This window comes from Allobosea eneae, assembly GCF_042657265.1.
Lineage (GTDB): Bacteria > Pseudomonadota > Alphaproteobacteria > Rhizobiales > Beijerinckiaceae > Allobosea > Allobosea eneae.
In genome coordinates, this window is the sequence record NZ_JBHSLW010000029.1 from 96,377 (window position 1) to 119,688 (window position 23,312).

18 protein-coding genes and 4 pseudogenes are annotated in these 23,312 nt (G+C 64.8%); 16 read left to right on the forward strand and 6 right to left on the reverse strand.

Annotation, left to right across the window (positions count from 1 at the left end; all coding sequences use genetic code 11):
- Positions 1-165 precede the first annotated feature (165 nt).
- The 7 genes and pseudogenes from ACFPOB_RS18425 to istB all read left to right on the forward strand — a co-directional run bounded on the left by ACFPOB_RS18425 (position 166) and on the right by istB (position 9,141).
- The gene (locus ACFPOB_RS18425) at positions 166-915 is read left to right on the forward strand and encodes an electron transfer flavoprotein subunit beta/FixA family protein (RefSeq protein ID WP_377799823.1); all 750 of its coding nucleotides are present in this window, start codon (positions 166-168) and stop codon (positions 913-915) included.
- Entirely contained in the window at positions 915-1,859 is a 945-nt protein-coding gene (locus tag ACFPOB_RS18430; protein ID WP_377799824.1) for an electron transfer flavoprotein subunit alpha/FixB family protein, read from the forward strand. The genes ACFPOB_RS18425 and ACFPOB_RS18430 overlap by 1 nt, the downstream gene beginning before the upstream one ends.
- Positions 1,860-1,880: 21 nt before the next feature.
- Positions 1,881-2,102 (forward strand): annotated as a pseudogene (locus ACFPOB_RS18435) (integrase core domain-containing protein); the annotation flags it as partial.
- A 445-nt stretch (positions 2,103-2,547) separates the two neighbouring features.
- The gene (locus tag ACFPOB_RS18440; RefSeq protein ID WP_377799825.1) at positions 2,548-3,567 is read left to right on the forward strand and encodes an AI-2E family transporter; all 1,020 of its coding nucleotides are present in this window, start codon (positions 2,548-2,550) and stop codon (positions 3,565-3,567) included.
- A gap of 2 nt (positions 3,568-3,569) precedes the next feature.
- Complete coding sequence (locus ACFPOB_RS18445) at positions 3,570-6,431, forward strand: cation-translocating P-type ATPase (protein WP_377799826.1); 2,862 nt, start codon at positions 3,570-3,572, stop codon at positions 6,429-6,431.
- Positions 6,432-6,790: 359 nt separating this feature from the next.
- Positions 6,791-8,290: an IS21 family transposase gene (gene istA / locus ACFPOB_RS18450; protein ID WP_377799827.1), complete on the forward strand. Its 1,500-nt coding sequence runs from the start codon at positions 6,791-6,793 to the stop codon at positions 8,288-8,290.
- Complete coding sequence (istB, locus tag ACFPOB_RS18455) at positions 8,287-9,141, forward strand: IS21-like element helper ATPase IstB (protein WP_377799828.1); 855 nt, start codon at positions 8,287-8,289, stop codon at positions 9,139-9,141. The genes istA and istB overlap by 4 nt, the downstream gene beginning before the upstream one ends.
- A gap of 123 nt (positions 9,142-9,264) precedes the next feature.
- Here the strand turns inward: istB and ACFPOB_RS18460 are convergent.
- A pseudogene (locus ACFPOB_RS18460) lies at positions 9,265-9,741 on the reverse strand (IS110 family transposase); the annotation flags it as partial.
- Between the two features lie 122 nt (positions 9,742-9,863).
- The gene (locus ACFPOB_RS18465) at positions 9,864-10,880 is read right to left on the reverse strand and encodes a nucleotidyltransferase family protein (protein ID WP_377799830.1); all 1,017 of its coding nucleotides are present in this window, start codon (positions 10,878-10,880) and stop codon (positions 9,864-9,866) included.
- A gap of 637 nt (positions 10,881-11,517) precedes the next feature.
- Between ACFPOB_RS18465 and ACFPOB_RS18470 the strand changes: the two genes are divergently transcribed.
- Positions 11,518-11,700, forward strand: coding sequence for a hypothetical protein (locus ACFPOB_RS18470; RefSeq protein ID WP_377799831.1), 183 nt, complete (start codon positions 11,518-11,520; stop codon positions 11,698-11,700).
- Between the two features lie 322 nt (positions 11,701-12,022).
- Here ACFPOB_RS18470 and ACFPOB_RS18475 read toward each other — a convergent pair whose 3' ends face one another.
- On the reverse strand, positions 12,023-12,919 hold the full coding sequence (locus tag ACFPOB_RS18475) for a LysR substrate-binding domain-containing protein (protein ID WP_377799832.1): 897 nt from the start codon (positions 12,917-12,919) through the stop codon (positions 12,023-12,025).
- A gap of 527 nt (positions 12,920-13,446) precedes the next feature.
- Between ACFPOB_RS18475 and ACFPOB_RS18480 the strand changes: the two genes are divergently transcribed.
- The 5 genes from ACFPOB_RS18480 to ACFPOB_RS18500 all read left to right on the forward strand — a co-directional run bounded on the left by ACFPOB_RS18480 (position 13,447) and on the right by ACFPOB_RS18500 (position 20,039).
- Entirely contained in the window at positions 13,447-14,430 is a 984-nt protein-coding gene (locus tag ACFPOB_RS18480; RefSeq protein WP_377799833.1) for an efflux RND transporter periplasmic adaptor subunit, read from the forward strand.
- Positions 14,427-15,506 (forward strand): efflux RND transporter periplasmic adaptor subunit, encoded by a 1,080-nt coding sequence (locus tag ACFPOB_RS18485; protein ID WP_377799834.1) that lies wholly within the window; start codon positions 14,427-14,429, stop codon positions 15,504-15,506. Before ACFPOB_RS18480 ends, ACFPOB_RS18485 begins: the two co-directional genes overlap by 4 nt.
- Positions 15,503-18,592, forward strand: a complete 3,090-nt coding sequence (locus tag ACFPOB_RS18490; protein WP_377799835.1) for an efflux RND transporter permease subunit — start codon at positions 15,503-15,505, stop codon at positions 18,590-18,592. The genes ACFPOB_RS18485 and ACFPOB_RS18490 overlap by 4 nt, the downstream gene beginning before the upstream one ends.
- A gap of 111 nt (positions 18,593-18,703) precedes the next feature.
- Positions 18,704-19,411, forward strand: a complete 708-nt coding sequence (locus ACFPOB_RS18495) for a TetR/AcrR family transcriptional regulator (protein ID WP_377799836.1) — start codon at positions 18,704-18,706, stop codon at positions 19,409-19,411.
- A 133-nt stretch (positions 19,412-19,544) separates the two neighbouring features.
- On the forward strand, positions 19,545-20,039 hold the full coding sequence (locus ACFPOB_RS18500) for a hypothetical protein (RefSeq protein ID WP_377799837.1): 495 nt from the start codon (positions 19,545-19,547) through the stop codon (positions 20,037-20,039).
- Positions 20,040-20,305: 266 nt separating this feature from the next.
- On the opposite strand, the pseudogene ACFPOB_RS18505 reads toward ACFPOB_RS18500, so the two are convergent.
- Positions 20,306-20,656, reverse strand: a pseudogene (locus tag ACFPOB_RS18505) (alpha/beta hydrolase); the annotation flags it as partial.
- Between the two features lies 1 nt (position 20,657).
- Here ACFPOB_RS18505 and ACFPOB_RS18510 point away from each other — a divergent pair.
- Positions 20,658-20,920 (forward strand): annotated as a pseudogene (locus ACFPOB_RS18510) (IS21 family transposase); the annotation flags it as partial.
- Positions 20,921-21,090: 170 nt separating this feature from the next.
- Here ACFPOB_RS18510 and ACFPOB_RS18515 read toward each other — a convergent pair.
- On the reverse strand, positions 21,091-21,438 hold the full coding sequence (locus ACFPOB_RS18515) for an STAS domain-containing protein (RefSeq protein ID WP_377799838.1): 348 nt from the start codon (positions 21,436-21,438) through the stop codon (positions 21,091-21,093).
- Between the two features lie 46 nt (positions 21,439-21,484).
- Complete coding sequence (locus tag ACFPOB_RS18520) at positions 21,485-21,937, reverse strand: ATP-binding protein (protein WP_377799839.1); 453 nt, start codon at positions 21,935-21,937, stop codon at positions 21,485-21,487.
- A 132-nt stretch (positions 21,938-22,069) separates the two neighbouring features.
- Here ACFPOB_RS18520 and ACFPOB_RS18525 point away from each other — a divergent pair, with 132 nt between their 5' ends.
- Together ACFPOB_RS18525 and ACFPOB_RS18530 are read left to right on the forward strand one after the other, a co-directional pair.
- Positions 22,070-22,522, forward strand: a complete 453-nt coding sequence (locus ACFPOB_RS18525) for a hypothetical protein (RefSeq protein WP_377799840.1) — start codon at positions 22,070-22,072, stop codon at positions 22,520-22,522.
- The gene (locus tag ACFPOB_RS18530) at positions 22,519-23,295 is read left to right on the forward strand and encodes a MinD/ParA family ATP-binding protein (protein WP_377799841.1); all 777 of its coding nucleotides are present in this window, start codon (positions 22,519-22,521) and stop codon (positions 23,293-23,295) included. Before ACFPOB_RS18525 ends, ACFPOB_RS18530 begins: the two co-directional genes overlap by 4 nt.
- The last annotated feature ends 17 nt before the right edge of the window (positions 23,296-23,312 follow it).

Sequence of the window (23,312 nt, forward strand, 5' to 3'; positions counted from 1 at the left end):
AATTCATCGCCCCCCTAGAGCTGATGACGGTGGGCGTCGGCAGCCATCATCCGCGATGATCTCAGCCGCGTCGTATCGTTCGACGCTGCGGGGGGTGGCGCAGGCAAGACGGGCGATCCCTGCCCGCACGTCGGAAGCGATGACGAACAGGACTGAGGCATTCAGATGAAGATACTGGTGTCCGTGAAGCGGGTTGTCGACTACAACGTGAAGATCCGTGTGAAGGCGGATGGCTCTGGCGTCGAGCTTTCCAACGTGAAGATGTCGATGAACCCCTTCGACGAGATCGCGGTCGAAGAGGCGCTGCGTCTGAAGGAAGCCGGCAAGGCGACCGAGGTGATCGTGGTGTCGATCGGCCCGGCGCAGGCGGCCGAGACGATCCGGACGGGGCTGGCGATGGGCGCCGACCGCGGCATCCTCGTCAAGGCCGAGGGCACTGTCGAGCCGCTGGCGGTCGCCAAGCTCCTGAAGAAGGTGGTCGAGCAGGAGGCGCCGGGCCTTGTCATCCTCGGCAAGCAGGCGATCGACGACGACTGCAACCAGACCGGCCAGATGCTGGCGGCGCTGCTCGGCTGGCCGCAGGGCACGTTTGCCTCGAAGGTCGCGCTTGGCGACGGCTCGGTCGACGTCACCCGTGAGGTCGATGGCGGCCTTCAGACCGTGGCGCTCAAGCTGCCTGCGATCGTCACCACCGATCTGCGCCTGAACGAGCCGCGCTACGCCTCGCTGCCCAACATCATGAAGGCCAAGAAGAAGCCGCTCGATGAGACCTCGGCCGAGGCGCTCGGCGTCGATGTCGCGCCGCGCCTGAAGGTCCTGAAGACGGTCGAGCCGGCTGGCCGCTCCGCCGGCGTGAAGGTCGGCTCCGTCGCCGAACTCGTCTCCAAGCTCAAGAACGAAGCGGGAGTGCTGTGATGGCCACGCTGCTGATCGCCGAACACGACAACGCCTCGGTCAAGGACGCCACCGCCAAGGCCCTGACCGCCGCCAGGGCGCTGGGTGCGCCCGTCCACGTCCTCGTCGCCGGTGAAGGCGCGAAGGCCGCGGCCGAGGCTGCAGCCTCGCTAGACGGCGTCGAGAAAGTGCTGCTGGCGGATGACGCCGCTTACGGCCACGCGCTGGCTGAGCCGCTGGCGGCCCTGATCGTCAAGCTCGCGGCCGGCTACGACGCCGTCGTCGCGCCCTCGACCACCACCGGCAAGAACGTGCTGCCGCGCGTCGCCGCTCTACTCGACGTGATGCAGGTCTCGGACGTCACCAAGGTGATCTCGCCCGACACCTTCGAGCGTCCGGTCTATGCCGGCAACGCGATCCAGACGGTGCAGGCGACCGACGCCAAGAAGCTCCTGACGATCCGTACCGCCTCCTTCCAGGCGACCGGCGAAGGCGGCTCGGCCCCGGTCGAGGCGGTCTCTGCGGCGGAGAATGCCGGCCTCTCGACCTTCAAGGGCGAGGAGGTCGCGAAGTCCGATCGTCCGGAGCTGGCTTCGGCCAAGATCATCGTCTCGGGCGGGCGCGCGCTCGGCTCGGCCGAGAACTTCACCAAGGTGATCGAGCCGGTCGCCGACAAGCTCGGGGCCGCCATGGGCGCCTCGCGCGCGGCGGTCGATGCCGGCTACGCCCCGAACGACTGGCAGGTCGGCCAGACCGGCAAGGTCGTGGCGCCGGAGCTTTATGTCGCGGTCGGCATCTCGGGCGCGATCCAGCACCTCGCCGGCATGAAGGACTCCAAGGTCATCGTCGCGATCAACAAGGACGAGGAAGCGCCGATCTTCCAGATCGCCGATTACGGCCTCGTCGGCGACCTCTTCGCCATCATGCCGGAGCTCGAGGCCGAGCTCGCCAAGATCGGCAAGTAAGGGGGAGTAGCCCCTGGGTTCCGCGACGAACTCCTCGACGGCGAGATCTTCTACACCCTCGCGGAAGCGAAGATCATCGTCGAAAGCTGGCGGCGGCACTTCAACACCGTGCGCCCACATGGCTCGATCGGATACAAGCCTCCCGCGCCGGAGGTCTTCATCCCCGCCATGACCGCACGGGCGGCTGCGCAAACCAGACCAGCTACGCCGCCCGCGCTGGCGCAGAGGCCAACCGTCCACTAACAATCGCAATGGACCTCTCGGCGGGGGCGGATCAATCCGCGGGCTGGCCGTCAGCCTATATCCCCTTATGGACGCGCCGGACGCCCTGCCGAACCGGTTCGTGGCTCTTTGGGATCCGGTCACGACCAAGAGCGATCAAGGCAGCCGCCGTTATCGATCGATGAACCAGGCAGGCGCCTTGCCCGAAAGCAAGACGGCGGCGACTTCCACTTGAGAGTGACGAGGCATCGGAGGTGGTCGCTTGACTGGTGCGTCCGTCGCGCCTCCCACCTTCTGCGCGCGTCGGGAAGACCTGGAGCCCAGGTCGTCGGGGATGCGCATCGGTCTCACTCCGATATTTCGTTTCTGCCGCGTGTCATGTCGTTTGGTTCGCGATAGAGGAGCTTGGGGCGATGGAGGCGAACACTGGATGATACCCAGGAGGACGATCGAAGCGCTCAGCTTCATGGCCGTCGTCGTCATAGTGACGGCGGCGTTCATCTGGCTTTTGCTCCCCTACTACGGCGCCGTCCTCTGGGCCGTCATTTTGGCGATCCTGTTCACCCCGCTGCACCGAAGACTTTTGGAACGGTTAGGGGGGCGCCATAATCTGGCGGCGGCGCTCAGCGTAACGGTCTGCATTTGCATCGTCGTAGTTCCAGTCACGCTGATCCTCGCGTCGCTCGCGCAGGAGGCGGCCGGCTTCTATCGCCGGATCAGCTCGCAAGAGCTCGATCTCGCTGCGATGCTCGCGCGAATCCGTCGCGAAATGCCTCCGTTTGTCCTCGATACGCTGACGATGCTGAACTTGGGAAATCTCGCAGAGATCCAAGCGCGACTGACCTCCTTCCTCTTGCAAGCTACTCAAACGATCGCTGGAGGAGCCGTAACTTTCGGGCAGAACACGGCAGAGCTTTTCGTAAGCCTCGGCATCATGCTGTATCTTCTATTTTTCCTCTTTCGCGATGGAACTGACCTGACGGCCATCCTTCATAGAGCGAGCCCCCTGGATAAGCGCCACACAGGTCACATCCTGAGCAAATTCGCGTCCGTCGTGAAAGCGACGATCCAAGGCAACGTCATTATTGCAGCAATGCAGGGCGGGATCGGCGGCATCGCCTTCTGGGCGCTGGGCCTCGACGGAGCGATCCTGTGGGGCGTGTTGATGGCGGTCCTATCTTTATTGCCGGCGGTGGGCGCGGCGCTGGTCTGGCTGCCAGCCGCGGGATATTTGCTGCTCTCAGGTGACTACATGAGAGGAGTGATACTCCTCGCAATCGGCACGCTGGTGATCAGCACTGTCGACAATTTTGTGCGTCCACTTCTGGTCGGCAGGGGAACGCGTCTTCCGGACTACGTCGTCCTTGTCTCAACCGTCGGCGGCCTTTCACTTATCGGCATGAACGGCTTTGTCATCGGCCCGCTGATCGCAGCGCTGTTCTTGGCGGTGTGGTCGCTGTTCATCGACGATCAATCACATTCCTGAGCATGCTCGTCACAGCCTCAAATTCCGAATCTGACGAACCGTATCGGCAGACGTGCGAAGGCGCGCTCTCGGCTGCAGCCGCGGACCCCAGCTTCGGCCTCAGCGAAGCCGAAGCAAAGCGTCGCCTGACGGAATATGGTCCCAATGAGCTCGATGCACCGCCGCCACGACCGGAATGGCTGAAGCTGCTTGCGCAGTTTACCGACACCTTGGTGCTCCTCCTTCTCGCCGCCGCGACGATCTCCGCGGCCGTTTGGTGGTACGAAGGGGAGGCTGAGCTTCCCTACGAAGCTCTGGCCATCTTCGCCATCGTCATTCTCAATGGGCTGCTGGGCTATATTCAGGAGGCCCGGGCGGAGCGCGCCGCGGCGGCTTTGCGCCAATTGTCCGCCATGCGCTCGGACGTCATCCGCGACGGGGCTCGAACGAGCATCGCCTCCGCTGACCTTGTGCCGGGGGACATCATCCTCATCGCCGAGGGGGATACGATTCCCGCCGATGCCCGGCTGATTCAGTCAGCCGCGCTGCAGACGATGGAGGCTGCGCTCACCGGCGAGAGCCTGCCCGTATCCAAGGATATCGCCGCCATTCCCGACAGGGCGGAGATCGGCGACCAGCGCAACATGCTCTTCAGCGGCACCATTGCCATCTACGGGCATGGCCGCGCCGTCGTCACGGCGACCGGCATGAGAACGGTGATGGGTCGTATCAGCGACATGCTGGAGAAGGCCCCAGACGAAGCGACGCCGTTGCAGAAGGAGCTTGGCCGCGTCGGCAAGATGCTTGCGGTGACCGTCGTCCTGATCGCGGCTACCGTCATCGCAACCATCCTCCTCTTGTCGGAGGTCCGCGGCTTTTCTCGCACGGTCGACGTGATGCTTCTTGGCGTCGCGCTCGCAGTGGCCGCGGTGCCGGAAGGACTGCCAGCGGTCGTCACCGCCGTCCTATCGCTCGGCATGCAGCGCATGGCGCGCAGCAGAGCGATCATTCGCCGCCTCTCCGCGGTAGAGACGCTAGGCTCCGCGACCGTCATTGCTTCGGACAAGACCGGCACTCTGACCAAGAACGAGATGACGGTGCGTCGGATCATAACCGCGAGCGGCTGCGCCAACCTCTCAGGAACCGGATATGCGCCAAATGGCCAGGTCGAGCTCCGCGAGGCGAAGCCTTCCGATGGCCTCCTTCAATTTGAGATCCTGCGCGCGCTGACGGCCGCTGAGCGTGCAAACAACGCGTTGCTCAGTGAGCGCGAGGAGGGCTGGGTCGCGCACGGCGACCCGACGGAGGTGGCGCTCATCGTCGCCGCGCGCAAGGCCGGTCTGCTGACGGAGACGCTCGATGCGCGCTTCGGTCGGGTCGGGGAGGTGCCATTCTCGTCCGAACGCAAGCTGATGAGCACGATCCACCGCGATGCGGAGCAGCCGGGACGCCTCGTCCTGGTGACCAAGGGTGCTCCCGACGTGTTGCTCGTCCATTGCACCCACGAACTCGTTGGGGAGGACGCTGTGCCGCTCACCGATGCGCGCCGGGTCGAGATCATGATCAGCAACGAAGCGCTCGCCCAAGAAGCGCTGCGTACGCTCGGCGTCGCCTTCCGCTCGCTGCCGGCAAAGCTCTCCGAGGGCGGCCAGTTCGAGGAGGAGATGGAGCGCGAGCTCGTCTTCATCGGCCTGATCGGCCTGATCGATCCGCCGCGGCTCGAGGCGCGCGAAGCTGTGGGGCGTGCGAAGGCCGCGGGTATCCGCTGCCTTATGATCACGGGAGACCATCCCAAGACCGCGAGCGTCATCGCGCGCGAGCTCGGCATTTCCATGGACGACCAGGTGGTTACAGGCGCCGAAATCCAGGCCATGACGGACGAAGAGCTCGACCGTGCGGTGAGAGAGGTCTCCGTCTACGCGCGCGTCAATCCCGAGCACAAGCTGCGGATCGTGCAGGCTCTTCAGCGGACGGGAGAAACGGTCGCTATGACCGGCGACGGCGTCAACGATGCGCCAGCGCTGAAAGCAGCCGACATAGGCATCGCGATGGGGGGCACCGGCACCAACGTCTCCAAGGAGGCAGCGGACATGGTTCTGGCGGACGACAATTTCGCGACCATTGTCGCCGCGGTCGAAGAGGGGCGAGCGATCTTCGCCAACATTCGGAAGTTTCTGCGCTACCTGCTCTCGTCGAACATCGGCGAAGTCATGACGATGTTCTTTGGCATTCTCCTCGCCGGCACGATCGGCCTCAGCGGAGCCGGCATCGACGGTCTTGCATTGCCGCTTCTGGCGACCCAGCTTCTCTGGATCAATTTCGTCACCGACGGCGCGCCTGCACTCGCCATCGGCGTCGACCCTGCGGACGACGACGTTATGAGCCGGCCGCCGCGACCGCTCGGCGAAGGGGTAATGACCGGCCGGATGTGGGCGGGAATCGTTTTTCTCGGCGTCGTCATGGCAACTGGAACGCTGCTCGTCCTCGATGGAGCCCTTCCCGGCGGGTTGATCGAGGGCTCGGGTACGATCGCGTACGGGCAGACGATGGCGTTCACCACCTTGGTGATGTTCCAGCTCTTCAACGTCTTCAATGCGCGCTCAGACGAGCTCAGCGCCTTTCAGCGGCCGTTCCGAAACCGCTGGCTTTGGCTCTCGGTCGGATTGTCGCTGGTACTGCATGCCGCAGTGATCTACACGCCGTTTCTGCAGAAGGCGTTCTCCACAGTCTCCTTGAGCATCAGCGACTGGCTGCTCTGCATCGGTGTCGCGAGCTCGGTGCTGTGGCTGCGCGAAATCGAAAAGGTGGTGATGCGTCGCCTAGCTTCGGGCGATGCCGACGCCGGCTCGCTGGATCTCGATCCGGATCACGTTGACGCGTCGTAGCTGCGTAGACCGTCACGAGGGCATTCAGAGCAGCGACCCGGCTATCGCGAAGCATCTTTGGCCCAGCTAGCGCCCTCGGCAGAACTCAAAGCACGACTACGCCGAGCAGAGGGGCAATTGATCTTGGGAAAAGAACAGCGAGGCCTATTCAAGACCCATCCGATATCGCGGCCGATCATGATCCCACGCCCAGTCGCGCCTCGTTCAGATCGATCTCCCGCACCAGTTTGCGGGTGATCTCGTCCGGCAGTGTGCACGGCGGTGAGAAAACCATCCAGTGAAGCGCCTGCGTTTGTGCGGGCGCGGGCGGCGTAAAAGTCGTCCACTGGATAGGCTGATCCCTTTCGGGGTCGGCGGGGATGTTCGCTGTGGAGGTCTACGCGGCGGTTCGCGATTTCGTTTTCAATCAGAAGCAGAGCCGACGGGAAGCGGCTCGCGTGTTCGGGCTGAGCCGCGAAACGATCGCCAAGATGTGCCGGTTCTCGATCCCTCCGGGCTACACGCGCACGAAGCCGGTCGAGAAGCCGAAGCTCGGTCCGCTGCTGCCGGTGATTGAGGCGATCCTGGACGGAGACCGGGCGTCTCCGGTGAAGCAGCGCCATACGGCGAAGCGGATCTTCGAGCGGCTGCGGGACGAGCACGGCTTTGCCGGCGGCTACACGGTGGTGAAGGACCATGTGCGGCTCTGCCGGGCGCGGGGCCGCGAGACCTTCGTTCCGCTGGCCCATCCGCCCGGTCACGCCCAGGTGGATTTTGGCGAGGCGCTGGCGGTGATCGGCGGCGTGCGGCAGAAGATCCACTTCTTCTGCCTGGACCTGCCACAGTCGGATGCCTGCTTCGTGAAGGCGTATCCGCGCGAGACGACGGAAGCGTTCCTGGACGGTCACGTCTCGGCTTTTGGCTTCTTCGGCGGTGTGCCGCTGTCGATCCTCTATGACAACACCCGCATTGCGGTGGCGAAGATCTGCGGCGATGGCCGGCGCGAGCGGACGCGGGCCTTCACCGAGCTGGTGAGCCACTATCTGTTCCGGGATCGGTTCGGGCGCCCGGGCAAAGGTAACGACAAGGGCAAGGTCGAGGGGCTGGTGAAGTATGCCCGCTCGAACTTCATGACGCCGATCCCTTTGGCGGCGAGCTTCGCCGAACTGAACGCGATGTTGGCCGAGCGCTGCCGCCGCCGACAGGACGAGCGGGCCGGCCGGCATGGCCAGACGATCGGGGAACGGCTTGTTGCCGATCTCGGGGTCTTGCGCCCTTTGCCGGCAGTGCCGCTGGAGCCGTGCGAGAAGCGTGGTGCGCGGGTCTCGTCGACGGCGCTGGTCCGATATCGGTCGAACGACTACTCGGTCCCGACGGACTATGGCTTCCAGGACGTGGTGGTGAAGGGCTTCGTCGAGGAGGTCGTGATCCTGTGCCGGGGCGAGGAGATTGCCCGCCATCCCCGCAATTACGGGACGGGCGTGTTCGTCTCCGATCCGCTGCACTATCTGGCGCTAATCGAGGAGAAGCCGAACGCCCTCGACCAGGCGGCGGCCTTGCAGGGCTGGGACCTGCCCGAGGCCTTCCAGCACCTGCGCCATCTCCTGGAAGCGCGCATGGGCAATCGCGGCAAGCGCGAGTTCATCCAGGTGCTGCGGCTGATGGAGGCCCTGCCGCGCGACATCGTGAGCTTCGCCGTCGGCGAGGCGATCCATCTCGGTGCGATCGGCTTCGATGCGGTGAAGCTGATCGCGCTGGCGCGGCTGGAACGGCGCCCACCGCGCCTCGACCTCGCGGCCTATCCGCATCTGCCGAGAACGGCGGTGAAGACGACGTCGGCCTCCGATTATGCCGTGCTCCTGCCGGGAGCGGCGGCATGACAAAAGAGACGATGCCGGCGGGCACGACCGCGGGAACGCCGCAGGTTCTGCTGGCGCACCACCTCAAGCAACTGAAGCTGCCAACCGTCCTGCGCGAGTACGACAAGGTGGCACGGGAATGCTCCCGCGACGGCGTCGATCATCCCCGCTACCTGCTACGGTTGGTCGAGCTCGAACTGATCGACCGGGAGCGGCGCACGGTCGAGCGGCGGATCCGGGCGGCGCGCTTCCCAGCGGTGAAGAGCTTCGACACCTTCGACTTCACGGCGATCCCGAGCCTGAACAAGATGCTCGTGCTGGAGCTGGCGCGCTGCGGCTACATCCTGCGCCGGGAGAACATCATCGCGCTCGGCAACAGCGGCACCGGCAAGACCCATGTCGCCCTCGCGCTCGGGCTGGCCGCTTGCCAGAAGGGCTTCTCCGTCGCCTTCACGACGGCGGCTTCGCTGGTCAACCAGCTTCTCGAGGCCCGCGACGAGAAGCGCCTGCTCCGGCTCCAGCGCGAGTTGCAGGCGGTCAAGCTGCTGATCGTCGACGAGCTTGGTTATGTGCCGCTGTCACCGACCGGCGCCGAGCTCCTGTTCGAGGTCTTCTCGCAGCGCTACGAGCGCGGCTCGACCATCGTCACCTCGAACCTGCCCTTCGAGGACTGGACGTCCGTCCTGGGATCGGAACGGCTGACCGGCGCGCTGCTCGACCGCCTGACCCACCACGTCAGCATCCTCGCCATGAACGGCGACAGCTACCGCCTCAGGCAATCCGCCGGTCGCCGGCGTGCCGCCGCCGCGGCGGAGCAAAACCAGGCCACCCCAGACGAAGCCGATCCCGAAACCGGGGAGATCATCGCCTGATCAACACCGGCAGTGCGATATGGCAAGGGCCCCGATCGGGGCCCTTGCCATATCCGCCGCTCCCCAACGCCAGTGGCCTGCTTTTACTCCGCCACGATGGCCTGGAATCCGACCGCCGTTGACAGACGCTTCATCGATCGTGTGGCGGTAGGTCAGCGCCGTCACCACGCCGACGCCGGGAACTGTCATCAGCCGGCGTGTGGTGCAGTCGTCATGGGCGAGACGCCGGACCTGAGGATCGAGCTTGTCCTGTTCCTCGCAGACCTGTTCATGGACGCTGAGGAGCGCCCCGATCACGGATCGGAGCGGATGATCCTCGTCAATCAGCTCAAGGACCTTTCGCCTGAACTGTGCACCAATCGATCGGCTGAACTGCAGCCCAAGCTCCTTCAGCATCGAACGGATCTGGTTTTCCAGATCGCCGCGGATGGCGACAAGCCGCGAGCGTGCAACGAGCAGGGATCGGGTTGCCTGGCTCTCGCCGCTCTTGACCTTGACCTCCCGATACCAGCCGACGCGAACCAGTTCGGCCAGACCCCGGGCGTCGTTCTCGTCGCTCTTGTTCATTCGAACCGACAGCACGGCCTTCGCGTGACGGGCAGTGCCTCCTGCGCCACCTGCCGCTCGCCCATCATCGCGCCGCCCTCTGCCAAGGCGACTGCCCCTCGGCAACGACGACTTCTTCAACGACAAAGGCCAGTTGCGGAGCTGGCTTAGCATTCCTACTCTAGCAGCTTCGCCACATTTGGTAGGCGGTTGAGCGTCGCACCAATCCGGTCACGCCACTGCGGACCCACGCTCATCGCATCGGCGTAGGCATCATGCAGTTCATCCGGCCTGTCCTCGGCAAGGATCCCGATCAAGAAGCTCGCCTGCAGCCTGTCCTTGTGGGCTTTGAGACTGTCTGGCCCATCCCGCCGACGGTCCGCCACGATGAGCTTGTGGATAGCCATTCGCTCAGGCCGCGGAATCTGAACCAGAACCCCGTTGCGATACGTGATCGCAGCCGTGATCGGCTCGGCGATGAGGTAGTTGAGATAGTGCAGCGACTGCGCATGCACGCCCAGTGCGGCCAAGGGACGGAGCTCCTCGGTCTCGGCAAAGGACGGGGTCAGGAACTCGACCAGCAGGTCATTGCGCGTCTGCTTCCAGCGCCATGTCTTGAGATGATCGAGCGTCGGCATCGGCGCGAACGAGAAATCGCCCAGGACCTTCTGAAGCGGCTCGGAGACCGTATCCTCCAGTGCCAGCGACAATCGCTCGAAACTTGCGATGTCGATATCACCGGTCTGCGCCGTCGCATCGAATGCGAACCGCACCCCCAACTCACCTTCATAGAGGCGGAAGGCTTGTGTCCCGACAATCGTACCGCCGAGACGGAAAACCCCGGCCGTCGCCATGGCGTTGAGGAGACTGCCGGTAGCGGCGTCGACACCGAGGAAGCCTTCGGCGCGCAGGATACGGATCAGTCGCGCGCGATGCCGGCGTCGCTCTTCGAGCGTGCTGTTGAGGTCCGCAGCGCGAGCAATCCGCTGCTGCAGTTCAGGGCTGTCCTCGCCGAGATATGTCTTCTTGACCTCAGAACCGACCCGAAACGAGTCGTACCAGTAGACCCGCTTATTGCGCTCCACCCTAGTTGGTGTCCCGCGCAGCCCCGATACCGTCTCCTCCCGCAAGGAGCGAAGGAGATCGTGATAGGCCGAGTGCGCGATCGGCGAGTGACGAGTAATGGCGACCATGAATGTTCAACAAAATTGGATTCGGTTGAACATACATCATGTTCAACAAAATTCAACAGCGTTGAACAAGCCGCTCCGACGGCATCTCAAAGCTGGATTTCCGCCCCGATTATGTTAGGAATCAAGCTGTGCCGTGATTGCCACTTGGCTTTCACACCTGACATTGCCGGACACCAAAAAACACGTTTATTTTCAATGTATAACGCTCTTTGGTGGAGGTTCGAGTCCTCTCCTGGGCACCACTCTTTCTTCCTCAGCAGGAGAAAGAGTTACGCATTGACAACGAGTTGCATGGCAGCCGCTTTCACACGGCGGTTTGACACCATGGCTCTCGCAATGTCCCGACCCTTCACTACCAAGCAGGGTCCCTACGATCTCAATGTGAAGGTGCCCAAGGCGCTTCGCGCGCCGGCCAAAGGCCGACGCGTCAACCTCCCCGTGGCGGGAGAGCAGCACAGCGTGATTATCGGCGAAAAGCTCGTCTTATCGCTGAGGACCAAGGCCCGGAGACGGCAAAAACGCGCTTTCGCTTGGCGGCGCAGGCGCTCGGTCAGTACTTCTTGGCCCTAGAAAAGGGCCTCAGCCGCTGACGCGCACCCAGCAGACCGCGCTCGTAGGCGACATCTACCGGGGGGTGGTGCGCGATATCGATACAGACGACAATTTTCTGGATGCCATCGAGGCGACGACCACCGCGTTCGACGCCAATGTTGCGCACCATCTCGGCTCGACGCCCGTCGACGAGTCGCTTGACGGTATCCCGGCGCGACCGGCTGACGAAAAGGCGCCCGAAACTCCTGGCCGCGATCGATATGTATGATCCAAAGGCCCTCGCCGCCTTCAGACGATCGTCGCTGGGCCCGGCCGAGATCGCGGCGCGGTCCTCCTAAGGCGAGGCATGCCCCCGAGCACACGTCCGGGTTTGTCGTGCGAGAGGAAGCCGCCACCGTGGAGCGTCGCCTCGGGATGAGGTGAGGGTTCGCGATTGGCCAGAGGCGTCCCGAGGTTCGCCCTGAAGCCGGCGTGCTCCCGCACACGGGCGGCACGCGCGCTGTAGAGCGCGCGGCCTCAGAGCCAGGTAGCACGCCGTGATTGTTGCGGCGGGTGTTTTCTCGCGTGCGGGGCGATCGCTCGGCCGCGCATCAAAGCTGATCGGCACGTACCATCTGCAGGAATTTGGCGACGGCGGGGTCGTCGGCATCGCGGCGGAACACGACTTCGGTGCCGAACTGGATGCTATTGCCCGCGATGGGCCGATAGGCCACCTGCTCGCCAACGCTGATTGAGACGACGGATGATGGCACGATGGCCACGCCCAATCCCGCGCCGACCAGGCTCACAAGCGAAAATCCGCTCTGAGCTTCATACGCGACGCGCGGGGCGAAACCGAGGACCAGCTGGACGAACGAGCGGTCCAGTTCGTTGTCGGACCCGATATAAAGGATAAAGGGCTCATTGGCGAGCGCCTCGCGCGGAATCCGGGTGCGCTGCGCCAGGGGATGGTCGACCGGAAGTGCGAGCCGTATTGGCCATTCCATCAGGCGGATCGCATCAAGTTCCCCCGGCAGCTTCCAGGCAGGAGTGCCGATGAAGCTGGCGAGAACACCGATTTGGATACGGTTCTCCAGCAACTGGGCTATTTGGCTGCTCGGATGGAGTTCATGCAAGCCGAGTTCGACATCGGGAACCTGCCGCCGATACTCCCGCAGGGTTTTCGACAGTACCCCAGAATACGAGACGTCGGCAGAATATCCGATTTCAATCCGCCCGATCTCGCCGCGCCCGGCACGGCGGGCCACGACCGCGGCATGCTGAGCCTGCTCAAGGGTGCGTCGCGCCTCCCTCAGGAAGAGCCGGCCAGCCTCGGTCAGGGTCACCACCCGGTTCGTTCGGTTGAGGAGTTGGACGCCCAGCATCTCCTCCAGCGCCTTGATCTGAATGCTCAGAGCCGGCTGCGCGATATGGAGGCGCTCGGCGGCTCGGCCGAAATGCAGCTCTTCGGCCGTCGCGACGAAGTACCGGAGGTGACGCAGGTCCATGGATCCAGTTCCCAAACCATATTCTTGAAGCCACCCTTCTCAGCTCCGCAATGGCAGAGGATCGCGACCAATGCGGTTGGGTGCGGGATGTTATTAGATATTGAGATTGATATCATTTCTCAATCAAATCCGCTGCAATAATATATTGAAGCAGGAATTATCGCTCATTTATCAGCGCTTCCCGGCCGCTTTGCCATGTCTGCGGGAAGGGCCGGCGGAGACGTTTCGACCGAGACCTGCCATGACGCGCCGGCGGCATCGCCGGACGAGGGCGGTCGTCCAGCGTCCGCTACCTCGATAATTGATATCTTTAAACAATCATAATTCGAATAACAATATATTGGATCATATCGACTTGCACGACTATCCCCACCCCATGAGCTGCGGCTCGCGACAGGAAAACGGGGCGTGTGATGGGATACAGTCGTCGATCGCGCAGTTCGGTCTGCTGGACGGCAATGCTTGCCGTGACGGGCCTCACCGCCTGCCAGGAGCAGGCCAAAGGCCCGGAGAATCCGCCGGTCGCCGTGCAGGTCGAGGCGGCCGCGCTCGCCGACTATGCGCCAACCATTCGGCTGACCGGCGAGATCCGGGCACGGGTCGAGAGCGACCTGTCCTTCCGAGTCGCGGGCCGCATCGCCGAGCGCCTGGTCAATGTCGGCGACCACGTGACGGCGGAGCAGGTGCTGGCCAGGCTCGATCCTCAGCAGGAGCGGGCGACGGTCACGGCCGCCGAAGCCGCCGTGGCGTCGGCCGAGGCTGTGCTCCGCCAGGCGACCTCCAGCTACGAGCGCCAGAAGGCGTTGCTCGCCCGAGGTTTCACGACCCAGCGCGAGCACGACCAAGCCCAGGAAGCCTATCGCACAGCGCAGGCTTCACTCGCAGATGCGAGGGCCCGGCTCGGCACGGCGCGCGACCATCTATCCGATACGGTGCTGCGGGCGGGCGTCGCCGGGGTCATCACGGCGCGCAGCGCCGAGACCGGGCAGGTCATGCAGGCGGCGCAGACCGTGTTCTCGATCGCCCAGGACGGGCCGCGCGATGCGGTATTCAATGTCAACGAGTCGGTCTTCACTCACGAACTTGCTGATCCCGCCATCGCGCTGACGCTGGTGGCCGACTCGACCGTGACGGCAACGGGTACGGTGCGGGAGGTTTCGCCGACCGTGAACAGGGCCACGGGGACTGTCCGGGCCAAGATTGAGATCACGCAGCCGCCGGCAGCGATGACGCTCGGTGCCTCCGTCATCGGCGAGGGCCGGTTGCAGTCCCGCAATCTCGTGGTGGTGCCGTGGAGCGCGTTGTCCAGCGGAAACGGCCGACCGGCCGTGTGGACCGTCGATCCTCAGACGAAGGCCGTGTTGCTGAAGCCGATCACCGTCGAAGGCTACGGAACCGGCAAGGTTTTCGTGCGGGAGGGGCTCCGGCCCGGCGAGATTGTTGCGACCGGCGGGACGCAGTTCCTGCGACCCAACCAGATCGTCGCGGTCGCCAAAGGAGCAGCCCAATGAAACTCGTCCTGACATCCCTGACCGTGCTGGGGGCGGTCGCTCTGCTCGCGGGCTGCAAGGAAGAGCAGCACACGAAGGCGCCGGCTCCCCGACCCGTTCTTACCGTTGCCGTCGCCCCGCAGGCCGTGCGGACCGTCGGCTTTGCCGGAACCGTCGAGCCTCGCTACACCTCCGACCTCGGCTTCCGGGTGCTCGGGCGCATTGTCAGCCGCGAGGTCGATGTCGGCGACGTCGTCAGGAAGGGCCAGCGGCTGGCCAGGCTCGACCCCGTCACCTATGAGCTGGCGGTGCGGTCGGCCCAGGCCGACCTGGCCAGCGCGACCGCCCGTCTCGACAACGCCGCCGCGACGGAGGCTCGCCAGCGCACGCTATTCCAGCAGCACATTTCCAACGAGGCGCAGTTCGATGCCGCCACGCAGGCGCACCAGTCTGCGCAGGCCGATGTCACCCGCGCCAGGGCGGATCTCGACAAGGCCGAGGAGCAGCTCAGCTACACCGAGCTACGCGCTGACTTCGACGGCGTCGTCACCAGTGTTGCGGCCGAGCCCGGGCAGGTGGTTCAGCCGGGCCAGACAGTCGCCGCGGTGGCCCGCCCGGATATCCGCGAGGCGGTGGTCGACCTGCCCGAGAGCATCGGGCGGGACCTCAAGCCGCAAGCCCGCTTCGACATCGCCCTGCAAATCGATCCGTCAGTCCAGGCTGCCGGGTCGGTGCGGGAGATCGCCCCGCAAGCCGATGCCGCCACCCGCACGCGGCGGGTCAGGATCACGCTCGACAGCCCGGCGAAGAGCTTTCGCTTGGGCACGACGATCACCGCAACGATCACGACGCAGGTTTCGCCGGATATCGAGCTCCCGGCCACGGCCCTGTTGGAGCGGGACGGCAAGACCATGGTCTGGGTCGTCGATCCGGCCACCCGGACGGTGTCGACCCGGGACGTGACGATTGCCGCGGGAGAGCGATCCTTCGTTCGGATCCTCGACGGTCTCACCGCCGGCTCGCGCGTCGTCATCGCCGGCGTGAACAGCCTGACCCCTGGCCAATCAGTCAAACTCCCAGACGGGGCATTCCAATGACCAACCGCTTCAACCTGTCCGACTGGGCGCTCGAACACCGTTCGCTCGTCTGGTACTTTATGATCGTCTCGGCCATCGCAGGCATCCTCGCCTATGTCAGTCTGGGTCGTGAGGAAGATCCGTCGTTCACCATCAAGACGATGGTGATTGCCACCCAATGGCCCGGCGCTACGGTCGAGGACACCGCCCGCCAGGTCAGCGACCGCATCGAGAAGAAGCTCGAAGAGCTCGACTCGCTCGACTACACCCGCAGCCAGACCACGGCGGGCCAGAGCGTCATCTATGTCAACCTGAAGGACACGGTCAAAAGCCGCGATGTGCCGGGCGTCTGGGTGAAGGTCCGCAACATGGTCAACGACATCAAGCGGGAGCTGCCGCAGGGTGTCGTGGGTCCCGTCTTCAACGACGATTTCGGCGACGTCTTCGGCAATGTCTACGCGTTCACGGCGGACGGCCTGACCCAGCGGCAACTGCGCGACTATGTCGAGGACGTGCGGGCCAAGGTTCTCACGGTACCGAATGTCGGCAAGGTCAACCTGATCGGCGCCCAGGACGAGGTCATCTTCCTCGAATTCTCGACGCGCGAAATGGCCGCCCTCGGTCTCAGCCAGCAGGAGGTCGTCCAGACGCTCCAGGCGCAGAACGCGATCACGCCCTCGGGTGTCATCGAGGCCGGCCCTGAGCGCATCAGCGTCCGGGTGACCGGGCAGTTCACTTCGGAGGAGGACCTGCGCGGCCTCAATCTGCGCGTGAACGACCGCTTCTTCCGCCTCAGCGACATCGCCACCATCAGCCGCGGCTATGTCGACCCGCCGCAGGCGCTGTTCCGGTTCAAGGGCGAGCCGGCGATCGGGCTTGCCATCGGCATGAAGACCGGCGCCAACCTGCTTGCGTTCGGCGAGGCGCTGCACGAGCAGATGCGCAAGATCACCGGCGAGTTGCCGATCGGCGTCGGCGTGCATCTCGTGGCCGATCAGCCCGTCGTGGTCGAGGAGGCGGTCGGCGGCTTCACCAAGGCGCTGTTCGAGGCCGTGGCGATCGTGCTGGTGGTCAGCTTCATCAGCCTCGGCATGCGGGCCGGCCTGGTGGTCGCACTCTCGATCCCGCTCGTGCTCGCCATGACCTTCGTGGTGATGCAGTACACCGGCATCTCGCTCCAGCGCATCTCGCTCGGCGCCCTCATCATCGCCCTCGGCCTCTTGGTCGACGACGCGATGATCGCCGTCGAGATGATGGTAGCCCGGCTCGAGGCCGGCGACACGCTGAAGAAGGCCGCCACGGCCGTCTACACCTCCACCGCCTTCCCGATGCTCACCGGAACGCTCGTCACCGTCGCGAGCTTCATCCCGGTTGGCCTCAACAGCAGCAACGCGGGCGAGTACACCTTCACGCTGTTCGTGGTGATCGCGGCCTCGCTGTTGCTGTCCTGGATCGTCGCGGTGCTGTTCGCGCCCCTGCTCGGCGTGACGCTGCTGCCGAAGACGATGAAGAAGCATCACGACAAGCCGAGCCGCCTCATGACGGCGTTCTCGCACCTCCTCGTCGGCGCCATGCGCTGGCGCTGGCTGACCATCGGCGTGACGGTGGCGATGTTCGCCGTCTCGCTCTACGGGATGCGGTTCGTCGAGCAGCAGTTCTTCCCGTCCTCGGACCGCAACGAGGTCCTCGTCGACTTCACCTTGCCGCAGAACGCCTCGATCACCGAGACGAAGGCGCAGATGGACCGCTTCGAGGCCAAGCTCGCCGGCGATCCCGACGTCGATCACTGGTCGTCCTATGTCGGCCAGAGCGCCGTGCGCTTCATCCTCTCCTTCGATCCGCAGCCGTCGAATCCCAATTACGGCCAGATGGTCATCGTGACCAAGAGCATCGCGGCCCGCGAGCGCCTCAGGGGCAAGATCAAGACCTGGAGCCGGGAGGAGTTTGCCGGCTTGGATGTCTACGCTGACCTGCTGGCGCTGGGGCCTCCGTCCGGGCGCCCGGTCCAGTACCGACTCAGCGGGCCCGACATCCACAAGGTCAGGGAACTGGCGCAGCAACTCGCTGCCATCGTCGGCGAGCATCCCCGGGTCAGCGATCTCGGGTTCAACTGGAACGAACCCGCACGGGTGGTGAAGGTCGACGTGCTCCAGGACAAGGCTCGCCAGCTCGGTGTGACCTCGCAGGACATCGCCGGCCTCCTCAACGGCGTGGTTGGCGGCACCAGCATCACCCAGGTGCGCGACGCGATCTACCTGGTCGATGTGTTGAGCCGGGCCGGCGCCGCCGAGCGGGGAGCGATCGAGACGCTGCAGAACCTGCAGTTGCCGGGCAAGAATGGCCAGTCCGTGCCGTTGGCGGCGGTCGCGACCTTCCGCTACGAGCTCGAACAGCCGGTGATCTGGCGCCGCAGCCGCCTGCCGACCATCACGGTCCGGGGCAGCATCGTCGATGCCACCCAGCCGGCGACGATCGCCCAGCAGCTCGAACCCAAGGTGCAGGAGTTCGTCCGGGCGCTTCCGGCCGGATACGGGGTCGTCGTGGCGGGGCCGGTGGAGGAGAGCGCCAAGTCCCAGGGGCCGATCGCGGCCGTGGTCCCGCTCATGCTGTTCCTGATGGCGACCATCCTGATGGTCCAGATGCAGAGCTTCTCGCGTCTGTTCCTGGTGGTCGCCGCGGCCCCGCTCGGGCTGATCGGCGTCGTGGCGGCGATGCTGCCGGGCGGCGCTCCCATGGGTTTCGTGGCCATCCTGGGCGTGCTGGCGCTGGTCGGCATCCTCATCCGCAACTCGGTGATCCTGGTCGTGCAGATCGAGGATCTCCGGCGCGAGGGCCGGGCACCGTGGGAGGCCGTGGTCGAGGCCACCATGCACCGGACGCGGCCGATCCTGCTGACGGCGGCCGCGGCCAGTCTGGCGCTGATCCCGATCGCGTTCGAAGTGTTCTGGGGACCCATGGCTTTCGCCATGATGGGCGGCATCATCGTCGGCACGTTGCTGACCCTGCTGTTCCTGCCGGCGCTCTACGTGGCCTGGTTCCGCATAGAGGCGCCCTCGCAGCCTGCGCCGGAACGGCTACCGGCGGAGCCAATGCACGAGCCGGCCTAGACCCCGCCGCATTGATTGCTCGGCGAATAGGCCCGGAACTCTTGCTGCATCCGATCCTGAACGCCGAGCATCGCCCCGGCCGCTACGCCCCCTGCGGCCGGGACCCACTCCTTGGCCTCCGAAAAGGACGACATGCCCATGCCTAATGACAACCACCGCCGCCATGATCTCAGGAGTTCGATCGGGAGACGGCAGATCCTGGACGGAGCACGCCAGGTGTTTCTCGTGAATGGCTTCAGAGGCACCAGCATCGACCAGATTGCGGCGGAAGCCGCCGTCTCGAAGCGGTCGCTCCACCACCATTTCGGCAGCAAGGACGCCCTGTTCAGATCGCTAATCACCGAGGAAGGAGCGAGGATCGCAGCGGCCTTGCCATCGATCGATCGGGATGAGCCGAACGCGTGCTCGGCCATGCGGCAGATCGGGGGCGCCGTGCTCGAAACCCTGAACCATCCGACGACCGTCACCACGCTCCGTTTGATCATCGGCACCCTCGGTCACTTTCCACGATTGGGCGAAGAGTTCCTGCGGGCCAGCCTCGGCCCGACCATCGAGCAGATCGCGACCTATCTCGATCTCCAGGCGGCTTCCGGCAGCATCCGGATCGACAACAGCCGTGCCGCGGCAGAGGATTTCGCGCGGCAGTGCCTCGCGCATGTCATCGAACGCCTTCTGGTGCCCGGACAGGCGTTTCTGACGGAAGCGGAATGCGCGGCCTTGGTCGGGGATATTCTCCGCAACTGCAGCGTCCGCTGGCAGCACGACCTTACCCGCCAGGGCATTGTCGGTCCGATCCTCCCGGACGAGCGGCAAGCATGATGACGACCTTGCTGCTGCACGTTGTCACCATCCTGATCGCAGGCTGCACGACCTGTCTCGCGCTCGCCCGCAAGCCGGACGCTCCGTTTGGGACGAAAGGCTTGCCGAGGCACCCTCACTCTGGACAGCAATCATGGACCTCAAGCCGCAGTGGATCACCCTGGTCGTGGCCTGCACGGCGATGATCGCCTCGATCGCGGGCCCGTTCGTCAACACGCGCATCGCCCGGATCCAGTTCAAGGCGAACGTGCTGTCGGTCAATCGCCAGAAATGGATCGAGACGATGCGCGACCTCGTGGCGAGCCTCAACTCGCAGTTCCTGGCCGTGGGGATGATCCGCCAGACCTTCGGGGAACCGGCCGCGATCGTCATCGCCCGGGACCCCGAGATGTTCAGGCGCGTCGAGAACGTGCTGGTGACTGTTTCCAAGATTGAGCTGATGCTCAACCCGCTGGAACAGGACCATCAGCAACTCAATGCCCTGATGAAGGACGGGATCGACCAGCTGCGCTCTCCGCCTCCGGGACTCGAAATCGAGGGCCGCATCGAGGGCATCAGCCACGACATCACAAGAGTCGCGCAAGCGGTTCTCAAGCGGGAATGGGTGCGGGTCAAACGCGGCGAATGAAGGCGCCGGTCACGGCAATCAGCGCACGCCCTTCGATAGGGCGGATCGATCATCGTCATCGCGGCCACAGGCTTCGGCGGGACTGTGGCCACCGGATGCACCAGCGCAGCCGATGGAGAATTGTCTCATTCGGGCGCGACAAAGGCGTAAGCGCCGGCCGAGCCGACGCGACCTGGGCCCGTGGCCACGCCAGCCCAGTGGCAGGGTGTGGCTGGACTTTGACTATGAGCCCCACCTCCGAAGGATAAGCCTCATCGGAAACTGAAGAGGCTCGCAGCGCCTTTCACCGATTGGGCCGCCCCTGCCGCGACGATCCCGAACTGATTGCCAGTACCGATTGTAGTCTCCGCGACAGCCTGCCCGGCCACGAGCCGTTGGCCGAGCAGGCGGACGACCTCGAGGCGCTCCGCGAATTTACCGTGATTGAGGGGATCGCCGCCCTTAAGCGCCGTCAGATCAAGGACTGTCACACCGTCCTTCTCGAGTTCGGACCGATATGGCTCAACAGTGGGGTTGATCTGGCCGAGTCGGTCGACAGCACCACCGATGAGCCGCGACACATCGAGGGCCTTGTCGTCCTGCGACACGAACAGGGCGAGCTTTGGACGCTGTGGCCCCTGTTCCCGCCACATGCTATTCGTGCGGGCCTATCCGCGCGAGAGCCAGGAGATGGTCTTCGACGCCCATGACCGCGCCTTCGCCGTCTTCAAGGGCGCCTGCACGCGCAGCATCTACGTCAACATGAAGACAGCGGTGGAGACGATTTTCGTCGGAAGGAGCGGGCCTATAACCGCAGCTTCCAGCAGATGTGCAGCCATTGCCTGGTCGATCCCGTCGCCTGTACGCCGGCCTCGGGCTGGGAGAAGGGGCAGGTCGAGAACAATGCCCATGGACGGAATGAGGAACGGGTGGCGCGGCTCTCTGACTACGGTCTTGACGTGCCGTTCTCAGACGATCCATTCGCGCGCAGCAAGCGGCGCGCTTGGCCAGGTTGATCGCTGGCAGGTTTGGCTCCGACAGTTCAGGCCCTGCGCCGCCCTGCGCCCAGGCCCTATCGCGAGGCCTCTTGCTCGCACATTGCAAGCGCATCGTCGCGACTCTCGCAGACCGTGAGGATCTGGAGGAAGCCGCTGATCGCGAAGACCTCCTTCACCGAGGGGGCAAGGCCGGCGAGGACGACCTTGCCGCCAATCTCGCGCATGCGCTTGGCGACGACGAGGAAGACGCGCAGGCCGGCGCTGGAAACGTAAGTCAGCCCCGAACAGTCGAGCACGAGGCGCGTGGCACCGTCCTTGATCTCGGCCACGATCGCGGCCTCGGTCTCGGCCGCGTTGATGCTGTCGAGCCGTCCCGTGAGCGACAGGACGCGCATCTCGCCGATGGTCTGCGACTCCATCATGAGCCGTTGCTCTCCTGTGGCGGCGGATAAGGCCGGAAGCGTTCGTTCAGGTTTGGGCGCCGTTCGCCGTCACCGGCTCCGGCGGCAAGAGAAGCGTCAGCGTGATGACGTTGCGATCGTCGTCGCGGCGATAGTCGACCTCGTCGATCAGCGTGCGGACGAAATGGATGCCGAGGCCGCCGATCTTGCGGTCCTCCAGCGCAGCGGCCGTGTCGGGCTCGGTCACAGAGAGCGGGTCGAAGGCAGCGGCGCTGTCGATCAGCTTCACCACGACGCGGTCGTCATGGCGGCGCATCTCGATGTCGATCACACCGTCCTTCTGCTCGGCATAGCCATAGGCGATGACGTTGGTGATCAGCTCGTCCAGCGCCAGGTTGAGCTTGAAGATCATCGGCTGCGGCAGCTGCAACGAGTCGGCGAGATATTCAATCGCATCGGCGAGACGCCGGATTTCATGCGTGTCGCTGCGAAGGACGACATGGATACCGCGCGCCAGCATTCAACGCCCTTCGATCGGCGGTTGTCATTCGGCTGTGACGCTAGGGCCCGATTGCGAAACTACGTTGACACTGCCGCAAGGCAACCGCGCCTTCCTCTTTCTGTCATCGATGTCCCCTTACTGTGCCTTGCCATGGATGCCCACAGCCTCGCCTCCCCCGACCTCTTCGCCCGGCGCCTGCGCGATCTCTGCGGCGAGCTCGCGCGCGGCGACTACGACAATATCGACAGCCTGTTCGCCATGACCGCCGATGCCGATGCACCAGAGACGGTGCGCGAGCTGGCCGAGGCCTTCGGCAGCATGGCCGTGCAGATCGAGGCGCGCGAATTCCGCCTCGGTGAGATGCTGGCCGAGCTCAAGGAAGCCAATCGCCGGCTCGAGGACGCCAACCGCAACATCGCCAGCGAAAACGCCGACCTGAAGACGCAGGTGCAGCGCCTCGCCATCGAGATCGACCTGACGCGCAAGGAGCGCGAGGTCGAAGCCATCGTCGAGACCGACTATTTCAAGGCGCTGCAGGAGCGGGCCCAGGCGATGCGGCAGCGCCATGGCACCGCCGGCCCGGACCGAGGCGAGCAGGCATGACCATCATCGTCTCGACGCATTCCTACCGGGGCGGTACCGGCAAATCCAACACGACCGCCAACATCGCCGCCCAGCTGGCGTTGCGCGGGCGGCGCGTCGCCATCGTCGACACCGACATCCAGTCGCCCGGCATCCACGTCCTGTTCGGGCTGGAACCGGACCGGCTGCGCTATACGCTGAACGACTATCTCTGGGGCCGCTGCCGCATCGAGGAGGCCGCTCATGATGTCACCGGGCGGATCGCCGAGACGACCGGAGCTACGCCGGGCGGCGCCGTCATGCTGGTCCCGTCGAGCGTGCGGCCCGGCGAAATCGCCCGCGTCATCAAGGAAGGCTACGACGTCAACCTACTGAATGACGGCTTCCAGGAGCTGGCGCGGGCGCTGGCGCTCGATTACCTGCTGATCGATACCCACCCAGGCGTCAACGAGGAGACGCTGCTCTCGATCGCGATCTCCGACACGCTGCTCTTGGTGCTGCGGCCGGACCATCAGGACTATCAGGGCACCGCCGTCACCCTGGACCTCGCCCGCCGGCTCGGCGTGCCGCAGCTGCTGCTGATCGTCAACAAAGTGCTGCCCGCGCTCGACTTCCGCCAGCTCTCCGACCGGATCGCCAGCACCTATCGCGTGCCGGTCGCGGCCGTACTGCCGCTCAGCGAAGACATGGTCCGGCTCGGGAGCAGCGGGTTGTTTTCGCTGCTCGCGCCGACCTCAGCCTATGCCGACGGCATTGTCGCGATCACGGCCCTGGTCGATAGCAGCGAGCGCTAGAGCGTGTCCGCAATTCT